Source organism: Enterococcus phoeniculicola ATCC BAA-412, assembly GCF_000407505.1.
GTDB classification, from domain to species: domain Bacteria; phylum Bacillota; class Bacilli; order Lactobacillales; family Enterococcaceae; genus Enterococcus_K; species Enterococcus_K phoeniculicola.
The window spans coordinates 161,305-182,393 of the sequence record NZ_ASWE01000003.1 but is presented as its reverse complement, the minus strand read 5'-3'; the positions used below and the strand labels follow the sequence as shown (position 1 = coordinate 182,393).

General features: G+C 39.0%; 21 protein-coding genes. 4 read left to right on the top strand and 17 right to left on the bottom strand.

Going from position 1 to position 21,089, the window contains the following annotated elements; all coding sequences use genetic code 11:
• Positions 1–15 precede the first annotated feature (15 nt).
• From rplN to rpoB, 14 genes are all read right to left on the bottom strand, one after another.
• Complete coding sequence (rplN, locus tag I589_RS11575) at positions 16–384, bottom strand: 50S ribosomal protein L14 (RefSeq protein WP_010766218.1); 369 nt, start codon at positions 382–384, stop codon at positions 16–18.
• Between the two features lie 58 nt (positions 385–442).
• Positions 443–709 carry a 30S ribosomal protein S17 gene (rpsQ, locus tag I589_RS11570; protein WP_010767949.1) on the bottom strand — a complete coding sequence of 89 codons (267 nt, stop codon included), beginning with the start codon at positions 707–709 and terminating at the stop codon, positions 443–445.
• Positions 710–733: 24 nt separating this feature from the next.
• Complete coding sequence (rpmC, locus tag I589_RS11565; RefSeq protein ID WP_010767948.1) at positions 734–922, bottom strand: 50S ribosomal protein L29; 189 nt, start codon at positions 920–922, stop codon at positions 734–736.
• On the bottom strand, positions 912–1,346 hold the full coding sequence (rplP, locus tag I589_RS11560; protein ID WP_010767947.1) for a 50S ribosomal protein L16: 435 nt from the start codon (positions 1,344–1,346) through the stop codon (positions 912–914). The genes rpmC and rplP overlap by 11 nt, the downstream gene beginning before the upstream one ends.
• Positions 1,347–1,348: 2 nt before the next feature.
• Positions 1,349–2,005, bottom strand: a complete 657-nt coding sequence (rpsC, locus tag I589_RS11555) for a 30S ribosomal protein S3 (protein WP_010767946.1) — start codon at positions 2,003–2,005, stop codon at positions 1,349–1,351.
• Between the two features lie 13 nt (positions 2,006–2,018).
• A complete protein-coding gene (gene rplV, locus I589_RS11550) occupies positions 2,019–2,366 on the bottom strand; it encodes a 50S ribosomal protein L22 (protein WP_010767945.1) in 348 nt (115 codons plus the stop codon).
• A gap of 23 nt (positions 2,367–2,389) precedes the next feature.
• Complete coding sequence (gene rpsS, locus I589_RS11545) at positions 2,390–2,668, bottom strand: 30S ribosomal protein S19 (protein ID WP_010767944.1); 279 nt, start codon at positions 2,666–2,668, stop codon at positions 2,390–2,392.
• 42 nt (positions 2,669–2,710) lie between these two features.
• A complete protein-coding gene (gene rplB / locus I589_RS11540) occupies positions 2,711–3,541 on the bottom strand; it encodes a 50S ribosomal protein L2 (RefSeq protein ID WP_010767943.1) in 831 nt (276 codons plus the stop codon).
• 40 nt (positions 3,542–3,581) lie between these two features.
• Entirely contained in the window at positions 3,582–3,869 is a 288-nt protein-coding gene (gene rplW, locus I589_RS11535; RefSeq protein WP_010767942.1) for a 50S ribosomal protein L23, read from the bottom strand.
• Entirely contained in the window at positions 3,869–4,492 is a 624-nt protein-coding gene (gene rplD, locus I589_RS11530) for a 50S ribosomal protein L4 (RefSeq protein ID WP_010767941.1), read from the bottom strand. Before rplD ends, rplW begins: the two co-directional genes overlap by 1 nt.
• A gap of 27 nt (positions 4,493–4,519) precedes the next feature.
• On the bottom strand, positions 4,520–5,149 hold the full coding sequence (gene rplC / locus I589_RS11525) for a 50S ribosomal protein L3 (RefSeq protein WP_010767940.1): 630 nt from the start codon (positions 5,147–5,149) through the stop codon (positions 4,520–4,522).
• A gap of 28 nt (positions 5,150–5,177) precedes the next feature.
• Positions 5,178–5,486: a 30S ribosomal protein S10 gene (gene rpsJ, locus I589_RS11520; protein WP_005880808.1), complete on the bottom strand. Its 309-nt coding sequence runs from the start codon at positions 5,484–5,486 to the stop codon at positions 5,178–5,180.
• A gap of 778 nt (positions 5,487–6,264) precedes the next feature.
• Positions 6,265–9,912, bottom strand: coding sequence for a DNA-directed RNA polymerase subunit beta' (gene rpoC / locus I589_RS11515; RefSeq protein WP_010767939.1), 3,648 nt, complete (start codon positions 9,910–9,912; stop codon positions 6,265–6,267).
• A 78-nt stretch (positions 9,913–9,990) separates the two neighbouring features.
• The gene (gene rpoB / locus I589_RS11510) at positions 9,991–13,608 is read right to left on the bottom strand and encodes a DNA-directed RNA polymerase subunit beta (protein ID WP_010767938.1); all 3,618 of its coding nucleotides are present in this window, start codon (positions 13,606–13,608) and stop codon (positions 9,991–9,993) included.
• A 680-nt stretch (positions 13,609–14,288) separates the two neighbouring features.
• On the opposite strand from rpoB, the gene I589_RS11505 reads away from it, so the two are divergent.
• The 3 genes from I589_RS11505 to I589_RS11495 all read left to right on the top strand — a co-directional run bounded on the left by I589_RS11505 (position 14,289) and on the right by I589_RS11495 (position 17,210).
• On the top strand, positions 14,289–15,260 hold the full coding sequence (locus I589_RS11505) for an ABC transporter substrate-binding protein (protein WP_010767937.1): 972 nt from the start codon (positions 14,289–14,291) through the stop codon (positions 15,258–15,260).
• A gap of 241 nt (positions 15,261–15,501) precedes the next feature.
• Positions 15,502–16,410 (top strand): ABC transporter permease, encoded by a 909-nt coding sequence (locus I589_RS11500; protein WP_010767936.1) that lies wholly within the window; start codon positions 15,502–15,504, stop codon positions 16,408–16,410.
• Positions 16,407–17,210, top strand: coding sequence for an ABC transporter ATP-binding protein (locus tag I589_RS11495; protein ID WP_010767935.1), 804 nt, complete (start codon positions 16,407–16,409; stop codon positions 17,208–17,210). Before I589_RS11500 ends, I589_RS11495 begins: the two co-directional genes overlap by 4 nt.
• A 255-nt stretch (positions 17,211–17,465) precedes the next feature.
• Here I589_RS11495 and I589_RS11490 read toward each other — a convergent pair whose 3' ends face one another.
• On the bottom strand, positions 17,466–17,678 hold the full coding sequence (locus I589_RS11490; protein WP_010767934.1) for a zinc ribbon domain-containing protein: 213 nt from the start codon (positions 17,676–17,678) through the stop codon (positions 17,466–17,468).
• Positions 17,679–17,812: 134 nt separating this feature from the next.
• Between I589_RS11490 and I589_RS11485 the strand changes: the two genes are divergently transcribed.
• A complete protein-coding gene (locus I589_RS11485; protein ID WP_010767933.1) occupies positions 17,813–18,769 on the top strand; it encodes a biotin--[acetyl-CoA-carboxylase] ligase in 957 nt (318 codons plus the stop codon).
• A gap of 67 nt (positions 18,770–18,836) precedes the next feature.
• Here I589_RS11485 and menA read toward each other — a convergent pair whose 3' ends face one another.
• Positions 18,837–19,790, bottom strand: a complete 954-nt coding sequence (menA, locus tag I589_RS11480; protein ID WP_010767932.1) for a 1,4-dihydroxy-2-naphthoate polyprenyltransferase — start codon at positions 19,788–19,790, stop codon at positions 18,837–18,839.
• Between the two features lie 12 nt (positions 19,791–19,802).
• Positions 19,803–20,888, bottom strand: coding sequence for an FAD:protein FMN transferase (locus I589_RS11475; protein WP_010767931.1), 1,086 nt, complete (start codon positions 20,886–20,888; stop codon positions 19,803–19,805).
• Positions 20,889–21,089: the final 201 nt, after the last annotated feature.

Below are 21,089 nucleotides of genomic sequence, written 5' to 3'. Positions count from 1 at the left end.
ATAAGTGACTCACGATTATAAAACCTCTGGTGCTAGAGAAACGATCTTCATGAAGTTGTTTTCACGCAATTCACGTGCAACTGGGCCAAAGATACGTGTTCCACGAGGGCTTTTATCATCACGGATAATTACTGCAGCATTTTCATCAAATTTAATGTAAGAACCGTCAGTACGACGAGCTCCGGATTTTGTACGAACGATAACGGCTTTTACTACTTCACCTTTTTTAACAACTCCACCTGGCGTTGCTTGTTTGACAGTAGCAACAATCACGTCACCAATATTAGCAGTTTTGCGACCAGAACCACCAAGGACTTTGATCGTTAAAATTTCACGCGCGCCAGAATTGTCAGCGACTTTCAAACGGCTTTCTTGTTGGATCACGATGTGTATCCTCCTTTCAGATTTTAAGTCTCAATCTATATAGGAAAATCTCGTTTTATTAGATAATAACTGCTTCTTCCACTACTTCTAGCAAACGGAAACGTTTTGTAGCTGATAATGGACGAGTTTCCATAATTCTCACGATATCTCCAACTTTTGCAGTGTTGTTTTCGTCATGAGCTTTGTATTTCTTAGAATATTTCATACGTTTACCGTAAATTGGGTGATTCTTCTTAGTTTCAACAGATACTGTGATCGTTTTATCCATTTTGTCGGAAATAACGCGACCTTGGTAAACTTTACGTTGATTTCTTTCTTCAGTCATACGATGAATGGCCTCCTTCCACTATTAGTTAGCTTGTTCACGCAATACTGTTTTGATGCGTGCAATCGATTGACGTACTTGTTTAATACGTGCAGTGTTTTCTAATTGACCTGTAGCTAGTTGGAATCTTAGATTAAACAATTCTTCTTTCAATTGTTTTTCTTGGTCTAGCATTTCGGCAGTGGTTAATTCTCTGATTTCTTTAACCTTCATTCGATTCACCACCCATTTCCTCACGTTTTACGATTTTCGTTTTCATAGGTAATTTGTGAGAAGCAAGACGTAATGCTTCGCGAGCTACTTCTTCAGGTACGCCTGCAATTTCAAACATGATTTTTCCACGTTTTACTGGTGCAACCCATCCTTCAGGAGCCCCTTTCCCTTTACCCATACGAACGCCGATCGCTTTAGATGTATATGATTTATGAGGGAAAATTTTAATCCATACTTTCCCGCCACGTTTCATGTAACGAGTCATAGCAATACGAGAAGCTTCGATCTGACGGTTTGTAATCCAATGTGATTCAACAGCTTGTAAGCCGTATTCACCAAATGCGATTTCTTTTCCGCCTTTCGCTTCACCGCGCATTTTTCCGCGGAATTCACGACGGTGTTTTACACGTTTAGGTACTAACATGCTTATTTCCCTCCTTTCTCAGTGTTCTTTTTAGTTGGAAGAATTTCTCCACGATAAATCCACACTTTAACTCCTAGTTTTCCGTATGTTGTATCTGCTTCTTCCCAAGCGTAATCAATATCTGCACGTAATGTATGCAATGGAACTGTTCCTTCAGAATATCCTTCTGAACGAGCGATATCCGCACCATTTAAACGGCCTGATACTTGAGTTTTAATTCCTTTAGCTCCTGAACGCATTGTACGTTGGATTGCTTGTTTTTGCGCACGACGGAAAGCAACACGGTTTTCTAATTGACGTGCAATTCCTTCGCCCACTAATTTTGCATCTAAATCTGGTTTTTTGATTTCAACGATGTTGATGTGAATTCTTTTACCAGTTAATTTATTTAGTTCTTTTCTTAGGTTTTCGACTTCAGATCCGCCTTTACCAATTACCATACCTGGTTTCGCTGTGTGGATTGAAATGTTAACACGATTTGCAGCGCGTTCGATTTCAATTGTAGACACCGCAGCATCAGCAAGTCTAGTCGAGATAAATTTACGGATTCTTAAATCTTCGTGTAAAAATTCAGCATACTCTTTTTCAGCATACCATTTAGCATCCCAGTCGCGGATGATTCCTACACGCATTCCAATTGGATGTACTTTTTGCCCCACTGAATGTCCCTCCTTATTTTTCTGATACGACTACTGTAATATGACTTGTACGTTTGTTGATTGGAGAAGCTGATCCTTTCGCACGTGGACGGAAGCGTTTCATAGTTGGTCCTTCGTTAACGAAAGCTTCAGATACTACCAAGTTTTCAACGTCTAAGTCAAAGTTATTCTCTGCATTAGCAACTGCGGACATCAAAACTTTTTCGATGATTCCAGCAGACTTATTCGGTGTGAATTTCAAAATTGAAATTGCATCCGCAATGCTTTTACCTCTGATAAGATCGATTACTAAACGGGCTTTACGAGGTGAAGTGCGAACTGTTTTTGCAGTTGCTTTAGCTGATGTAATTTGTTCTGCCATTTGTATTTATCCTCCCCTCAAAATTAGCGTCTAGTTTTCTTATCGTCAGCAGCATGGCCACGATAAGTTCTAGTTGGTGCAAATTCACCTAATTTGTGTCCTACCATATCTTCTTGGATATAAACAGGCACATGTTTACGTCCATCGTAAACTGCGATTGTGAATCCAACAAAACTTGGGAAGATTGTAGAACGACGAGACCAAGTTTTAATAACTCTTTTCTTTTCGGCACCTTGTTGAGCTTCAACTTTTTTCATTAAATGCTCATCAGCGAAAGGTCCTTTCTTTAAACTACGACCCATGGTGAACCTCCTCTCAAAATGTGTAACACTCTGTTAATGAAATTATTTTGTTCTGCGACGAACAATAAGTTTGTCTGATTTAGCTTTTTTGTTACGTGTTTTGAAGCCAATAGCTGGTTGACCCCAAGGTGATACTGGTGATGGGCGTCCGATTGGAGCTTTACCTTCACCACCACCGTGTGGGTGATCGTTAGGGTTCATTACGCTACCACGTACAGTTGGACGTTTACGCATCCAACGAGAACGACCTGCTTTACCAATGTTGATTAATTCATGTTGTTCATTTCCAACAGAACCAACAGTTGCACGGCAAGTTGCCAAGATCATACGTACTTCGCCTGAGTTCAAACGGATTAACACGTATTTGCCTTCTTTACCAAGTACTTGAGCACTTGTTCCAGCTGAACGAATTAATTGTCCACCTTTACCAGGTTTCATTTCAATGTTGTGGATAACTGTACCTACTGGAATGTTTTCCAATGGTAGTGCGTTACCTACTTTAATATCCGCTTCAGGTCCAGATACTAGGCGCATGCCTACTTCTAGTCCTTTAGGTGCTAAGATATATGCTTTAACTCCATCCTCGTAATGAACTAACGCAATGTTAGCAGAACGGTTTGGATCATACTCGATAGTTTTAACAACCGCTGGTACATTGTCTTTGTTACGTTTAAAGTCAATGACACGGTATTGGCGTTTGTGACCGCCACCTTGATGACGAACAGTGATACGGCCATTGTTGTTACGACCGGCATTGTTTTTCATCGGCTGTAACAATGATTTTTCTGGTGTTGCAGTTGTGATTTCAGCGAAATCAGAACTTGTCATGTTACGACGGCCATTTGTGGTAGGTTTGTACTTTTTAATCGCCACGTCTTATTCCCTCCTACTTTATTGTTTCTTTTAGAAATGCTTATTCAGCATCGAAAATTTCGATTCCTTTAGAATCTTCAGTTAAAGTCACAACTGCTTTGCGACGTTTTTTTGTATATCCTGCATATTTGCCCATGCGTTTAAATTTAGGACGCACGTTGATGATGTTTACGTTTTTCACGTTTACGTCAAATGCTGCTTCAACAGCTTGTTTTACTAAAGTTTTGTTTGCGCGAGTGTCCACTTCAAAAGTGAATTTCTTTTCGTCCATGGCAAGCATAGATTTTTCAGTGATCACTGGGCGTTTAATTACGTCTAGTAAGTTCATTATGCAAGCACCTCCTCAATTTGAGTAAGAGCAGTTTGTGTTGCTAACACTTTGTCATTAGAGACAACGTCTAGAACACTTACATTGTCAGCAGTAACAACTGAAACTTTCTCAAGATTACGTGCAGATAATGCTGCAAAATCATTTTCTGTTTCAATTACTACTAACACCTTAGAGTCAATAGATAAGTTAGCAAGAACTTGTTTGAATTCTTTTGTTTTAGGTGCGTCGAAGCTTAACGCGTCAACAGCAACTAGATTGTTTGAAGCAACTTTTTCTGACAATACAGATTTCATTGCTAAACGACGAACTTTTTTAGGAAGTTTGTAGCTGTAAGAACGTGGTGTTGGTCCGAAGACAATACCACCTCCACGCCATTGTGGTGAGCGGATTGATCCTTGACGAGCACGACCAGTTCCTTTTTGGCGCCATGGTTTACGACCACCGCCACGGACTGCACTACGGTTTTTAACTGCGTGAGTTCCTTGTCTTAATGAAGCACGTTGCATGATGATTGCATCAAAGACAACTGATTCATTAGGTTCGATTCCGAAGATTTCTTCGTTTAAAGTGATTTCACCGTTTTGGGTTCCATCTTGTTTGAATAATGCTACATTCGGCATTCCTTAGTTCCTCCTTTCCCGTACTAATTATTTAGCTTTCACAGCTGATTTAATAGTGATTAATGATTTTTTCGCTCCAGGAACATTTCCTTTAATAAGGATAACGTTTCTTTCAACATCCACGCGAACGATTTCCAAGTTTTGGATTGTTACGCGATTGCCACCCATACGGCCAGCAAGTTTTTTATTTTTAAATACACGGTTAGGTGCAACTGGACCCATTGACCCAGGACGACGATGGTAACGAGAACCGTGAGCCATTGGTCCGCGGCTTTGGCCGTGACGTTTGATAACCCCTTGGAATCCTTTACCTTTTGTAGTACCTGTAACATCAATAATGTCACCTGCTTGGAAAACATCAACAGCGATTTCTTTTCCTACTTCGTATTCTCCTAGCTCAACATTTTTGAATTCTCTAATGAAGCGCTTAGGAGCCGTGTTTGCTTTTGAAACATGACCTTTCGCAGGTTTGTTTGATAAAACTTCACGCATATCTTGGTAACCAACTTGAATAGCTTCGTAGCCATCAGTTTCCATTGTTTTCACTTGTAAAACTACGTTTGGCGTAGCTTCAACAACTGTAACTGGGATTAGTTCGCCAGATTCAGTGAAGATTTGTGTCATTCCCACTTTTTTCCCTAAGATTCCTTTGGTCATGAGTACACCTCCAACTTAATTTTTTTGATTATAGTTTAATTTCAATGTTCACACCAGATGGTAAGTCAAGCTTCATTAAAGCATCAACTGTTTTTGGTGTTGGGTTCACAATGTCAATCAGACGTTTGTGAGTACGCATTTCGAATTGTTCGCGTGAATCTTTGTATTTATGAGTCGCACGAATAACAGTGTAAAGACTACGTTCTGTTGGTAATGGAATTGGACCAGACACGCTAGCTCCAGTTCTTTTTGCAGTTTCTACAATTTTATCCGCTGATTGGTCTAAAATACGGTGTTCATACGCTTTTAAACGGATACGAATTTTTTGTTTTGCCATCTTATTCCCTCCTTCGCCTATTTTGAAAAGTAGACATAGCTCCACGAAAATTTTCCGTCACGCTCGTTCGTGGCAAAGCGTCCGGGCGTGTCGCAACCTCTCGTTTCTTAGCCGGCAGTTTTCTTTCGAGCCCTACCAGTGCACATTTACTCACGTAAACAGCACCTTTATGATTATATTACAGAAAAACATAGATAGCAAGCCTTTTTCTTGAAAAAAATAATTTATTTTCATAGTCTAATTTTCTTTTCTATTTATTTTTTTAGATCACTTCTTTTTTCAGATTTCTTTTTTCTCTAGTTTACTATTTATATAGAAGAAACTAATTTTATTTCGTATCCCTTTAAGAGAACGGAACGTCTCTCAAAAAGTTTTATTCTAACTTCCTTCCCCTGTTAACAAATAGTAAATTTTCAGCATAATGCTAAAATCACGGGGGTTCACTTCCGACGATGCACAGTCCCCACTTGATTCTTGGAGCTGGACACTTCTATCACGAGTTCAAAGTGAATTCATCTTTGTTTCTTTCTCGCATTTTAACTACGATAGCTACCTTGGATGCTAAATAAGCAGTCCAACTTAAAAGGAATTTTTACACAGGAAGAAAATTCATCTCCAAATCTATTTTTCTCTAAGTTTATATCCGCCAAATTGGCAGCTGTTGGCATTAGCCGTGTTTCAACAACAGAATAATGACGCACAATGTGAATTTATTTTTATAGAGGTTTTTTGCAAAAAAATAGAGCTGGCAACATTCACCAACTCTACTTTTCTATTTTTATTTATTATTTAACGCATCTTCAGCAGCCATTTGTGCTTCAATATCAGAGATACTGTAAACATTTTCGCTTGCTACGCTGACTTCTTTTGGTTCCATGTTACGGTAACGTGCCATCCCTGTACCTGCTGGAATGATTTTACCAATGATAACATTTTCCTTCAATCCTAGAAGCGGATCTTTCTTCCCACGAATAGCCGCATCTGTTAAGACACGAGTCGTTTCTTGGAAGGAAGCAGCTGACAAGAAGCTGTTCGTTTCTAATGATGCTTTTGTAATACCAAGTAACACTGGACGTGATGTCGCTGGGACACCGCCAGCTACTAAAGTATCGTAGTTACGGTCTTTAAATTCTGCAATATCCAATAACGTTCCTGGTAAGATATCTGTGTCACCTGGATCCATTACACGGACTTTACGCAACATTTGACGAACCATTACTTCGATATGCTTATCGCCGATTTCTACCCCTTGCATACGATATACGCGTTGTACTTCACGTAACAAGTAGTTTTCAACAGATAACACATCACGAACTTGTAATAATTGTTTTGGTTCAATTGATCCTTCAGTTAGCGGATCTCCACGATGGATATAATCCCCTTCTGCTACTTTCATACGTGCAGTGAAAGGAACTGTGTACGTACGTGTATCAGTTTTCCCTTTAATCGTCACTTCTTTGACACGTGTCGCAGCTTCTTCAGAAATATCAATGACTTCCCCTGTTACTTCTGTAATAACAGCTTGCCCTTTCGGATTACGTGCTTCAAAAATTTCTTGGACACGTGGTAGCCCTTGAGTAATATCATCTCCGGCAACCCCACCGGTATGGAATGTACGCATGGTTAACTGAGTACCTGGTTCACCGATTGATTGAGCGGCAATTGTACCAACTGCTTCCCCAACTTCAACATCAGAACCAGTAGCCAAGTTACGACCATAACAATGTTTACATACGCCGTGCTTCGTATTACATGTGAAGACTGAACGGATAGTAACCTTCTCAACACCAGCATCTACGATTTGACGAGCGATATCTTCGGAAATTAATTCATCGTCACCAATGATTAGTTCATTTGTTTCTGGATGACGAACAGTTTTACGTGTATAACGTCCTACCAAACGTTCTTCCAGAGACTCAATAATCTCATTTCCTTCACGGATTGCTTGAATTTCTAGTCCGCGATCAGTACCACAATCGTCTTCACGGATGATAACATCTTGTGCTACGTCAACTAGACGACGAGTTAAGTAACCAGAATCGGCGGTCTTCAAGGCTGTATCGGTCATTCCTTTACGAGCCCCGTGAGTAGAGATAAACATTTCTAAGACAGATAACCCTTCACGGAAGTTAGAGATAATCGGCAATTCCATAATCTGACCATTCGGAGCGGCCATAAGTCCACGCATACCAGCAAGCTGAGTAAAGTTGGAGATGTTACCACGGGCTCCAGAATCAGACATCATGAAGATTGGATTTTTTGCATCTAAACTTTCCATTAATCGTTGTTGGATATCATCTTTTACTTTATTCCACACAGCAATTACACGTTCATAACGTTCATCATCTGTGATCAAACCGCGACGGAATTGTTTAGTAATAGTTTCTACTTGTTTATGAGCTGCATCAATCAGTTCTTGTTTTTCATGAAGAACCATGATATCAGCAATCCCAACAGTAATCCCGGCCATCGTTGAATGTTTGTATCCAAGATCTTTCATACGGTCAAGCATCTTAGAAGTTTCAGTAATCTTGAAACGTTTAAAGACTTCCGCAATGATGTTTCCTAGATTTTTCTTCTTGAATGGAAGAATCAACTCTTGTTCTTTGATGAAGCTAGGAATATCTGTTCCAGCTTCCACAAAGTATTTATCTGGTGTTTGAACGGTTAAGTTAAAGTCCGTTGGTTCATTCAAATAAGGGAATTCTTGCGGCATGATTTCGTTAAAGATAATCTTACCAACCGTCGTAATCATCATACGTTCTTTTTGCCATTCAGTGAATGGTTTGTCGCCTAATGTGTTTGGATCTACACCAATACGTGAATGTAAATGAACATAGCCATTGCGCCATGCAATTACTGCTTCGTTCATATCACGGAAGATCATGCCTTCGCCTTCACGTCCGTCTTCTTCCATCGTTAAGTAGTAGTTTCCTAAAACCATATCCTGAGATGGTGTAACCACTGGTTTGCCATCTTTTGGATTCAAAATGTTTTGAGCAGCCAACATTAGCATACGTGCTTCTGCTTGTGCTTCTTCATTTAACGGCACGTGAACGGCCATTTGGTCTCCATCGAAATCGGCATTGTAAGCTTCACACACAAGCGGATGCAAACGAATCGCACGTCCTTCAACTAATACAGGTTCAAACGCTTGGATACCTAATCTATGCAATGTAGGTGCTCGGTTCAATAGAACTGGATGTTCACGAATTACATCTTCTAATACATCCCAAACTTCATCTTCTTGACGCTCAATCTTACGTTTCGCATTTTTAATGTTTGACGCAAGCTCACGTTGCACTAATTCACGCATAACAAATGGTTTGAATAATTCAATAGCCATCTCTTTTGGTAAACCACATTGATACATTTGTAAGTTTGGTCCAACTACGATAACGGAACGACCAGAATAGTCAACACGTTTTCCTAGCAGGTTTTGACGGAAACGACCTTGTTTCCCTTTTAGCATATGTGATAAAGATTTCAACGGACGGTTTCCTGGTCCAGTTACCGGACGGCCACGACGACCATTATCAATCAATGCATCCACTGCTTCTTGAAGCATCCGTTTTTCATTTTGAACAATGATATTCGGTGCATTCAAGTCTAACAAGCGTTTCAAACGGTTATTACGGTTGATTACACGACGATACAAATCATTTAAGTCACTTGTTGCAAAACGTCCACCTTCTAATTGAACCATTGGACGTAAATCTGGAGGAATAACTGGAATAACATCCATAACCATCCAGCTTGGCTCATTTCCAGAAGCACGGAAAGCTTCTAAGATGTCTAAACGACGAATCGCACGCGTACGTTTTTGCCCTTGAGCTGTCTTCAATTCTTCTTTCAGTGTCACTACTTCGCCGTCTAAATCAACATTGTCTAGCAATTGTTTGATTGCTTCGGCACCCATAGCGGCATGGAATTCTTGACCATACTGATCACGTTTTTCACGATATTCACGTTCAGTCAATAATTGTTTTTTCTCTAAACTAGTATCTCCAGCTTCGATAACTACGTATGAAGCAAAGTAGATAATTTCTTCTAACGCACGAGGACTCATGTCTAAAACAAGTCCCATACGAGAAGGAATTCCTTTAAAGTACCAGATATGAGAAACTGGTGCTGCTAATTCAATATGTCCCATACGTTCACGACGAACTTTTGAACGAGTCACTTCGACACCACAACGGTCACAAACAATTCCTTTATAACGGATTCGTTTATATTTTCCGCAGGCACATTCCCAGTCTTTTGTAGGACCAAAAATACGTTCACAGAACAACCCTTCGCGTTCAGGTTTTAAGGTACGATAATTAATCGTCTCAGGTTTTTTTACTTCACCATAAGACCAGCTTCTGATTTTTTCGGGAGAAGCCAAACCTATTTGCATACTCTCGAATTTATTTACATCGATCAAACGGGGTTCCCTCCATTTCAATTTCATGGCAATCTTACAAGACGGATTTTTCCGCCCTGCAAGATATTCTAAGACTGGTTAGTCTAATGTGTCTTCTGCCGTTTCAAACTTTTGAACAGCTGTTTCTTGTTCTTCTTGAATTTTTGCAGCCGCTTGTTTCTCTAATTCTTTTGCATTTTGTTGTTCAGCAAATTTTGTCAATGCATCTACTGTGATTAAATCATCATCGTCGTCATCCATATCACGAAGTTCAATTTCTTTTTCTTCAATGTCTAACACACGCATGTCTAAACCTAGTGACTGCAATTCTTTTACTAATACGCGGAATGATTCTGGTACACCCGGTTTTGGAATTGGTTCGCCTTTAACGATTGCTTCGTATGTTTTCACACGTCCCACAACATCATCTGATTTATAGGTCAAGATTTCTTGTAATGTATAAGCTGCACCGTATGCTTCCAGTGCCCACACTTCCATTTCACCGAAACGTTGTCCACCAAATTGTGCTTTACCACCCAATGGTTGTTGTGTAACAAGTGAGTATGGTCCAATAGAACGTGCATGTAATTTATCATCAACCATGTGGGCTAATTTAATCATGTACATCACACCAACAGAGATTCGGCCATCAAATGGTTCCCCTGTTCGTCCATCGTAAAGAATTGTTTTCGCATCTTTTGCCATACCAGCTTCACGAACTGTTTCCCATACATCGTCATCTGTTGCTCCATCAAATACTGGCGTTGCAACGTGAATTCCTAGTTGGCGAGCAGCCATACCTAAGTGCAATTCTAATACTTGCCCAATGTTCATACGTGAAGGAACCCCTAATGGATTCAACATGATATCGATTGGCGTGCCGTCTGGTAAGTAAGGCATGTCTTCTTCTGGCATAATACGAGAGACAACCCCTTTATTTCCGTGACGTCCCGCCATCTTATCGCCTTCGTGGATTTTACGTTTTTGAACGATATATACACGAACTAACATGTTTACTCCTGGTGATAATTCATCGCCAGCTTCACGAGTAAATATTTTCACATCATGAACGATTCCTCCGCCACCATGTGGAACACGTAGAGAGGTATCGCGTACTTCACGAGCTTTTTCCCCAAAGATAGCATGTAAAAGACGTTCTTCAGCAGATAGTTCAGTTACCCCTTTAGGAGTGACTTTTCCTACTAACAAATCACCATCTTTTACTTCTGCACCAATACGGATAATACCCATTTCATCTAAATCTTTCAGTGCATCTTCACCGACGTTTGGAATTTCACGAGTAATTTCTTCAGGGCCTAATTTTGTATCACGAGCTTCTGATTCATATTCTTCAATATGAATAGATGTATACACGTCATCTTTTACTAGACGACGACTCATGATAATCGCATCTTCATAGTTATACCCTTCCCAAGTCATGAACCCAACTAAGACGTTTTGACCTAAAGCCATTTCCCCTTCTTCCATAGAAGGTCCATCAGCTAGAGTATCTCCTTTTTCCACTTTTTCACCAAGGTGAACGATTGGACGTTGGTTATAACTTGTTCCTGAGTTTGAACGACGGAATTTTGTTACAGAATATTTGTCCAATGCCCCGTTGTCGCGACGAACACGAACTTCAGAAGCATCAACAAATTCTACAACACCATCATGTTTACATAATAAAGCTGCACCTGAGTCATGCGCTGATTTATATTCCATACCAGTACCTACCCATGGAGAACGAGGTTGAATCAACGGTACTGCTTGACGCTGCATGTTGGCACCCATCAAGGCACGGTTTGAGTCATCGTTTTCCAAGAACGGGATACAAGCTGTAGCGACTGCAACTACTTGTTTAGGTGATACGTCCATGTAATCAACTTTATCAATTGAAATTTCTAAGTTTTCACTTTGAGAACGAGCCATAACAAGCTCTTCTGCAAAGCTGCCATCTTCATTTAACAATGAGTTCGCTTGCGCTACGATATAATGGTCTTCTGTGTCTGCTGTTAAGTAATCAATCTTATCTGTCACTCGACCTGTTTCACGGTCAACACGACGATAAGGGGTTTCGATAAACCCAAATTTGTTTACTTTCGCATAACTAGACAAGCTGTTAATCAATCCAATATTCGGGCCTTCAGGCGTTTCAATTGGACACATACGACCATAGTGAGAATAGTGAACATCTCGCACTTCATATCCGGCACGGTCACGTGTCAAACCACCAGGTCCTAAGGCTGATAAACGACGTTTGTGTGTCAACTCGCCTAGAGGATTTGTTTGGTCCATGAACTGTGATAACTGAGAAGAACCAAAGAATTCTTTGATACTTGCTACTACTGGACGAATATTAATCAATTGTTGCGGCGTAAGAGTTTCTGTATCTTGGATAGACATTCTTTCACGTACTACACGTTCCATACGAGCTAATCCGATACGGAATTGATTTTGTAATAATTCTCCAACAGAACGAATACGACGGTTTCCTAAGTGATCGATATCATCTACTTGTCCAATGCCTTCCATTAAGTTAAGGAAATAACTCATAGAAGCAACGATATCTGCTGGACGTACCGTTCTAATTGCTGATTCAGGATAGCCATTACCAATCACGTTCACTTCGCGTTCAGGATCTTTTGGTGAAAAGACTTTGATTACTTGAACGGTCATGGGTTCCGTCACTACACCATCTTCTGAAGGATAGTAAGTTACTGAATTTAATCCATTATCAATATGTTGTCCTAATGTTTCCATTACTTGATGCGTTAGAACCGTTCCTTTTTCAACAAGGATTTCTCCTGTTTCAGGATCAACTAGAGTTTCAGCTAATGTTAAGTTTAATAGACGTGTTTTTAAGTCTAACTTTTTATTTACTTTATAACGACCTACATTTGCAAGATCATAACGTTTTGGATCAAAGAAACGAGCATTTAACAAGTTACGTGAACTGTCTGCTGTTTTTGGTTCTCCTGGACGTAAACGTTCATAAACGTCTTTTAGCCCTTCTTCAGTACGTGAATCACTGGCATTTTTATGCAAGTCTTTTTCGATTGTATTGCGTAAGCTTTCGCTGTCCCCAAAGATTTCAAAGATTGTGTCATCTGAACCAAATCCTAGCGCTCTGACTAATACAGTCAATGGAATTTTACGTGTACGGTCAATACGCACGTAAGAGATGTCTTTTGCATCTGTTTCCATTTCCAGCCAAGCACCACGGTTAGGAATGACAGTCGAACCAAATCCTTCTTTTCCATTTTTATCCACTTTTCCGTGGAAGTATACACCTGGCGAACGAACCAACTGAGAAACGATTACTCGTTCTGCTCCGTTGATAATAAATGTACCCATTTCTGTCATCAGTGGGAAATCACCAAAGAATACTTCTTGAGACTTAATTTCACCTGTTTCACGGTTTGTTAAGCGTAGTGTTACATGCAACGGTGCAGAGTAATTTGCATCATGCGCACGTGCTTCTTCTACTGTATACTTAGGTTCTTTTAGTTCATAGTCAACAAATTCTAATGATAGGTTTCCGTTAAAGTCATCAATTGGTAAAATGTCTTCAAACATTTCTCTTAGCCCTTCATCAAGGAACCATTGATAAGAGTCTGTTTGAATTTCAATCAGATTTGGTAATTCCAACACTTCACTGATTCTCGCGAAGCTTCTGCGCTCACGGTGTTTCCCGTATTTTACTACGTGTCCAGCCAAGTTCTTCACTCCTCTAATAAGTCTTCAAAATGCTACCCGATCTTTTTTGTTACAATTTGTTTACAAATATTAAAAATACGTAACAATAAGCATTTTTTGCGGCTTTTAGGCAAAAAAAAACCAAAAATAGAACGTTCTCTTGAAAAATATTTCCTGAGCTTCTACTTTTGTTTCCCTATTTAAACCGGAACGGACAATATTTCGTTCCTGCTTTCATTCTGTGTCAGATAGTTTTTGCAACTTCATATATTACACTCTTTTCATGACAAAGTCAAGGGTCTATTTCATAGTAGGAATAGGTGATGATTAAAATTTATTCTCCCTCCTTTACAAAAATATTCTGAAAATTTAAAAACTTTTCATTGACAGCTCATTTGGTTTTCCTTTATACTGAGAACAATTCAATTTGTGGAGGGGTTTCTTATGACTCATTTAAACAGTACACAACTGAATAATTTTTACTTTAGCTATTTTAGATAAGTTTGTATTCATCATTATGGATACAAACATACAACGTAAGTTTGTATCTATGATGGCTAGAGAGTTTTGCATCTGCAAAAAAGCCGCGTAGACAATCGCTAAGTGGCTAGCAGAAACCGATTTTTATCGACTTTTTCAATCCATTTAGACGTATTGTCTGAATGGATTTTTTATTTTCAGAAAAAATGGAGGAATGAAGGATGAAGAAGAACATATTAGTAGGATTAGGAATGATTTCACTTTTAGCATTAGGAGCATGTGGCAACTCAGATACCCAGTCATCAGGAAACACAGATGGAAAAACTGTTGGGGTTCTACAATTAGTCAAACATGGTTCCTTAGATGCATCTTATGAAGGATTTAAAGAAGGCTTAGCAGAAAATGGCTATAAAGAGGGCGAAAATCTAACTATTACGTATCAAAATGCACAAAATAATCAAGACAATTTGAAAAGTATGAGCGAAAAACTAGTCAAAGAAAAACCAAATCTTCTGTTAGCAATCGCAACGCCTGCAGCTCAATCGTTACTAAATGAAACAACCGATATTCCCATTACTGTTACCGCCGTCACTGATTTAACAGAAGCCAAGCTAGTCAGCTCAGATGAAGCACCTGGCGGAAACGTAACTGGCACAACGGATATGGTTCCTATCGACAAACAAATTCAATTACTATTAAGCATTGTTCCTGATGCAAAAACCATCGGAATTATGTACAACAACGGAGAAACAAATTCAAAAATCCAAGCGGAGCTTGCAGAAAAAGCACTAAAAAAAGCAGGGGTAAAAGTAAAAGTACTCACAGCGAATTCAACAAATGATGTCCAACAAGTAACGACTAGTTTAGCAAAAGATGTAGATGGCATCTACATTCCAACTGACAATACTTTTGCTAGCGCAGCACCTGTCGTAGGCGAAGTAGCAAAAGAAACGAAGACCCCTGTAGTTGCTGGATCCGTAGAACAAGTAGAAGATGGTGGTTTAGCAACCTTCGGAATTGATTATCACGCATTAGGAAAGCAAACGGGTGAAATAGCTGCAAAAATTTTAGATGGAAAAGCCGAACCTGCCACTTACCCAGTAGAATCAGCAAACGAATTCAAGCTCATCGTCAATGAAGAGATGGCAAAAGCTTTAGGCATCGATCCAAACAGCATCAAAGAACCTAAATAGATTCATATCAATAATTTGAGCAATCGAGAGATGAAGGAGCTTTTCTTCGTTCTTTCCTCTCTAGTAAAACTTTAATAAAAGTTGAAAAATTTATTATTACTGAGCAGTATCAAAACCGAGTCTTAGAATGAGACATAACTATCTAAGTTATAGTCCATCCTCGTAAAAAACGAAGTGGCGTTCATCGTCCTTCCTTCGTTGAACACCACTAGTTTTCTATTTGAAAGGAAGTTATGATTTTATGAGTAATTTATTAACGATATTTATTTCATCCGTCTCTCAAGGACTCCTTTGGTCCTTACTGGCCATTGGTGTATTTTTGACTTACCGTATTCTTGACATTGCAGATTTAACGACCGAGGGAAGTTTCCCACTAGGCGCTGGTATTGCAGCTGTTAGTATTACACAAGGAATTTCTCCAATATTAGCTAGTCTTTTAGGTTTTTTAGGCGGAGTGGTTGCTGGCTTTATTTCAGGTATTCTGCATACAAAGCTTAAAATCCCTGCACTGCTTGCAGGAATCATTACAATGACTGGATTATATTCTATAACCAGTCGAATTATGAATGCACCAAATATTACCTTAATCGGACAAAAAACATTTTTCTCATGGCTACAGCCTCTTGGTTTGACTAAGACAAATACAATTATCTTAGCTGGTTTACTTATCGTCTTGATTGTCATCCTTGCATTAGTCCTCTTTTTCAGAACAGAAGTGGGTCTCGCCATTCGTTCAACCGGCGATAACTTAGAAATGAGCGAAGCAAACGGTATTAACACAGATAACATGAAGATGATTGGCTACATGATTTCAAACGGCTGCATTTCTTTAGCGGGAGCTCTGCTTGCTCAAAACAATGGGTTTGCAGATGTCAATTCCGGTATCGGGACAATTGTTATCGGTCTTGCTTCTATCATTATTGCCGAGGTTTTATTCCGAAATAAGCCATTACCTATCCGTTTGGCAACCATCGTTTTAGGTGCTATTATCTACCGATTCATTTTGGCACTTGTTTTTGAATTGAATATTCCATCAGATTACTCGAAGCTTGCTTCGGCTCTAGTCTTAGTGGTGTGCCTATCACTACCACAGCTTCGAAAAAAACTTTCTCTTAAACAACCAACGATAAAAGGAGGTGCTGGCAAATGACCGCAGTACTAACCATTGAGAATTTACACCAAATTTTTGAGCAAAATACAGTCAATGAAAATCATGTCTTAAAAGGAATTAATTTAACGATTGAGTCAGGAGAATTCGTCACCATTATTGGTGGAAACGGAGCTGGTAAATCAACTTTGTTAAACAGCATTGCTGGTACCTTACCTACAACAACTGGAAAAATTTGCTTACATGGGACAGATATTACAAAAAAATCCGTCACAAAACGTTCAAAAGACATCAGCCGTGTCTTTCAAGATCCTCGAATGGGGACGGCAGTTCGCTTAACTGTAGAAGAAAATCTAGCGCTTGCTATGTTACGTGGACAAAAAAGAGGCTTTCGTAGTGGGGTACAAAAAAAAGACCGCGCCTTTTTTAAAGAACAATTGGCAAGTCTTGGTTTAGGTCTAGAAAACAGGCTGCAAACAGAAATCGGTTTACTTTCTGGCGGACAACGGCAGGCAATCACTTTATTAATGGCAACCCTCCAACGTCCAGAGCTGATTCTTTTAGATGAACACACCGCAGCTTTAGATCCAAAAACCTCACTGACAGTGATGGAATTAACGGAAAAGTTGATTACTCAGCAAAAGCTAACAGCATTTATGGTTACTCACGATATGGAGGACGCCATCCGCTACGGCAATCGATTAATCATGCTTCATCAAGGAAACATCGTGGTCGATGTCTCAGGCACAGAAAAAGAAACACTTACAGTACCGCAACTAATGGATCTTTTCCATAAAAACAGCGGCACAGAATTAAAAGACGATCAACTCTTATTAGTGTAAGAGTAGGACAGAAGTGTTCAGCTCCAAGAAATAAGAAGGAATTCACGAAGATTGCTCCTCAAATCTTTGGGAATTTCAGCTTATTTTCGAAGCCTTCAACTCTAGCATGTCTCATGCGTAGAAGTTGTTGAGAGCGAAACGCAGTGGAGATGAGTTACTTCTGTTCCCGCCGTTTATTAAGATTTTAAGAGAGTGAGAGATAACTTAAATAGTTATCTCCCACCCTCTTACTTTTTCTCATTCTATAAACAATGATTATCCGCCCATTAAAAAGTCTAGGACATTCCAACCTGCGCTTGTTTGATTTTGATACAACTCAGTAAACCCACATTGTGTGCAACTTACAGTGATAAATTTCTTGTTTTGGACGTCAAAGATTTTCGCAAAGTTGCCACCTGTTGCCTGAAATTGATCGGATACATAGTGTTGATTCCCACACTTTACACAAACATATTGCTTCTTCTCCATTTTTATCGCCCCTTTCCTATGAATTTATTATAGCTTTTTTTCTGAAAAAAAAATCCGTCCAAAGATGTATTCTTTGCTGATAAATTCTTCCATTTTTGCTAAACTATGGATAATAAATGAAATGAGGAAAATAAATGTCCACTAAAATGCGTGTCTTAACCTTGTTAAAAAACACATCAGAAGCTTTATCTGGGGAGAAAATCGCCCAAGAACTGGGTGTTTCAAGAACAGCTATATGGAAAGCCATCAAGGAATTAGAAAAAGCAGGCTATCAATTTGAACATCAAGCAGTCGGCTATCGTTATCTTCCCTCTGATGTTCTTTCAAAAGAAGAACTTGCTCATCAGTTGCCTTCACTTACTATTGATGTGGCACAAACCTCTGACTCTACCATGAAAGTCGCAAAATATGCTGCGATTGAAGGGCAACAAGGTCCTGCATTGTTTGTTGCAGATATGCAGGAACAGCCAAAAGGACGCTTCGGTCGCCCTTTCTACTCTGAAAAAGGAAGAGGCATCTATATGAGCTTACTGTTGAGTCCAGATCGTTCGTTTGAAGAGCTTCCTCAATATACCGTTCTTGCAGCAGTCGCAGTTGCCGAAGCCATTGACTCTCTGGTAGGTGTCTCTACAGAAATCAAGTGGGTCAATGATATCTATTTAAACGGAAAAAAAATCTGTGGTATCCTGTCAGAAGCAATCAGCGACATGGAAAGTGGGCATATCGCTCACATCATTGTTGGCATGGGGCTAAACTTTTCACTTCCTCAAGAACATTTTCCTTCTGAATTACAAGAAAAAGCCTCCTCTATATTCGCTGACGGAAATGCCAGCATCACAAGAAATGAATTGATTGCGAAAATTTGGCAGCGATTCTTCTATCACATGGATCATTTACCAACAGATAATTATTTAGAAATTTATCGAAAGAAATCCTTTGTTTTAGGCAAAACCGTCACTTTTGTTCAAAAAAATCAAGAATATACCGGTATTGCTCAATCAATTACTGAGCTTGGTGAGCTAGTTGTTCAAGTAGGAAAGGAATCTTTTATCCTTTCATCTGGAGAAATCAGTTTAAAATCAATTCAATAAAAATGAGGAAGCAAACAGATTGTTTGCTTCCTCATTTTTATTATTCTCTGTATCTAAAATCAAATCCTTAAATTTTTTGCCAAATAAAGGTCAATACCAATCCAAGCACATAACTGCCATTGAACAAAATCATGTTTTTAATCGCATAGCCAAAGCTTTTAGGCTGAGGCAAAACGTCTTTGTATTCTTTCAAATTACTGTAAATTTTCGGTAAGCTTAGAAACGTAACTAAAATTGGCCATTCATAAAGTCCAAACAACAGACCCAAACCTATAATTAGATAACAACCGTACATCAACCCTTGAAACAATAGAATTCCTTGTGGACGTCCAATATAATAGACTAATGTATACCGACGATTTTCAATATCTCTATCCAAATCTCGTAAATTATTTGCAAGCATAATATTCGCAATCGTAAAAATTAATGGTAGTGAAGCAGCAACTACTGCTAACACAGCCCACAAACTTCCGTCTAATGAAAATGCTCCCGTACGAAAGTCAACATCCAAATAAAAGACATGTTTACTAAATGTATTTAAGTAGACCGTCATTGCAAATATTCCCAACCCCATTGTCACACCACTAAAAATCTCTCCCAATGGCATTCTAGATAACGGAACGGGGCCAAACGTATAAAATATACCAATAAAGCAACAAACGCCACCCATAATTAATAGTAACCAGCCAGTAAAATAGGTCAACACTAGTCCGACACATAGAACGAAAAAGATCATTGCAAAAATCATATTTCTGACTAAAGTCGGAGAAAGTTGTTCACGACCAATGACATTTTCTTCATATTTGTATACATCAGAATGAGCTTTTTGATAATCCATGTAGTTATTAATGGCAGTTGTAGCTAAATCGAAGATAACCATTCCAACAAAAAATAATGCTGTGTAGCTCCAGTGAACCTGCTTGAAGTAAGTCAGCGAAAACAACAATCCGATAACAAAGGGAAAGACACTCGCTACTTTTGTTCGAATCTCAACCACTTCCAAAAACACCTTGAATGACATTCTCTCTCTCCTTTATTTCAGCTCGCTACGGTCTCCCATAGTATAATCTGAGTCATCATCTAATTTGAATTCCCCTTTAATTCCATCTGTAACATAGACTTTATCTTCCTTAGTTACAAAGATAGCATTCGTTCCTTTATCTGTGTGTTTTTCGATATAGTCCAACCCAGCTTTCACTCCTTTATCAAAGATCACTGTCGTTAGTCCATCGCCATCAATTGATTTATCTGTAATGACTGTGACACTGGCAACGTCGTTATCATAAGGATAGCCTGTTTTTGAATCAAAAATATGATGGTATTTCTTTCCATCAACCTCTAAATAACGTTCATAAATCCCTGAGGTAACTAATGTCTTATTCGTTTCTTTGATACTTCCCAACACTGACCCTCTTGGAGAATTCGGATCTTGAATTCCTACTGTCCAAGGTTCCTCTTTACCACGTGGGCTATGTCCTAAAACATAAACATTTCCCCCTAAGTCAATAATCGCTGTTGTTACACCTTGTTCTTTCAGCACCTTCACTACTTCATCCGTGATATAGCCCTTTGCAATTGCTCCTAAATCAATAATCATTCCTTTTTCTTCAAGAAAAACGGTTTGATTTTTATCATCAAATTTTACTTTATGATAATCGATATGCTTCAGTCCTTCGTCAATCTCTGACTGCTCAGGTTTTCTTGCATCATCAAATCCGATACGCCATAGCTGTGTGATTGCGCCGATGGTCATATTAAATCCTGCATTCGATTCCTCACTATACGTATAGGCTTGTTTCAGCAAATCATAGATATCTTTTGAGACCTTTACTGGTTTGATTCCAGCTTGTGCATTAATCTCATCAATTTCTGAACCTTTCTGGTTGATAGTAATTTTATCTCCCAACTCTTTAACCCGCTTAAATGCCGGTGCCAGTGCTTCTTTTTTCCCGTCATCGTACACACGAATACGGACATAGGTTCCTAGCAAGAATTGTTCCTCTGCATAAGGCTCACTATTAATTTTCGCCACTTCTTCTTTTTTATCTTGACCACATGCAGCGAGTAAGAACATAGCTACTACAGCAAACAACATGGATAACGTCTTTTTTTTCTTCATATATTCCCTCTTTTCAAAAAAGTGTCTCTCTACAACTTCTATATAATAGCGTGTTTTTATCGGCTTGAAAAGTCTCATTACTTCTTACTTAAAAGCTCATATTTTCACAAACTAAACTTTTTATCAGCAGTTTATTTTTCTTTAACCATATATTCATTTTAAAATAGCTTCACAAAGTTTCACTTCTGGCTAAAGAGAATT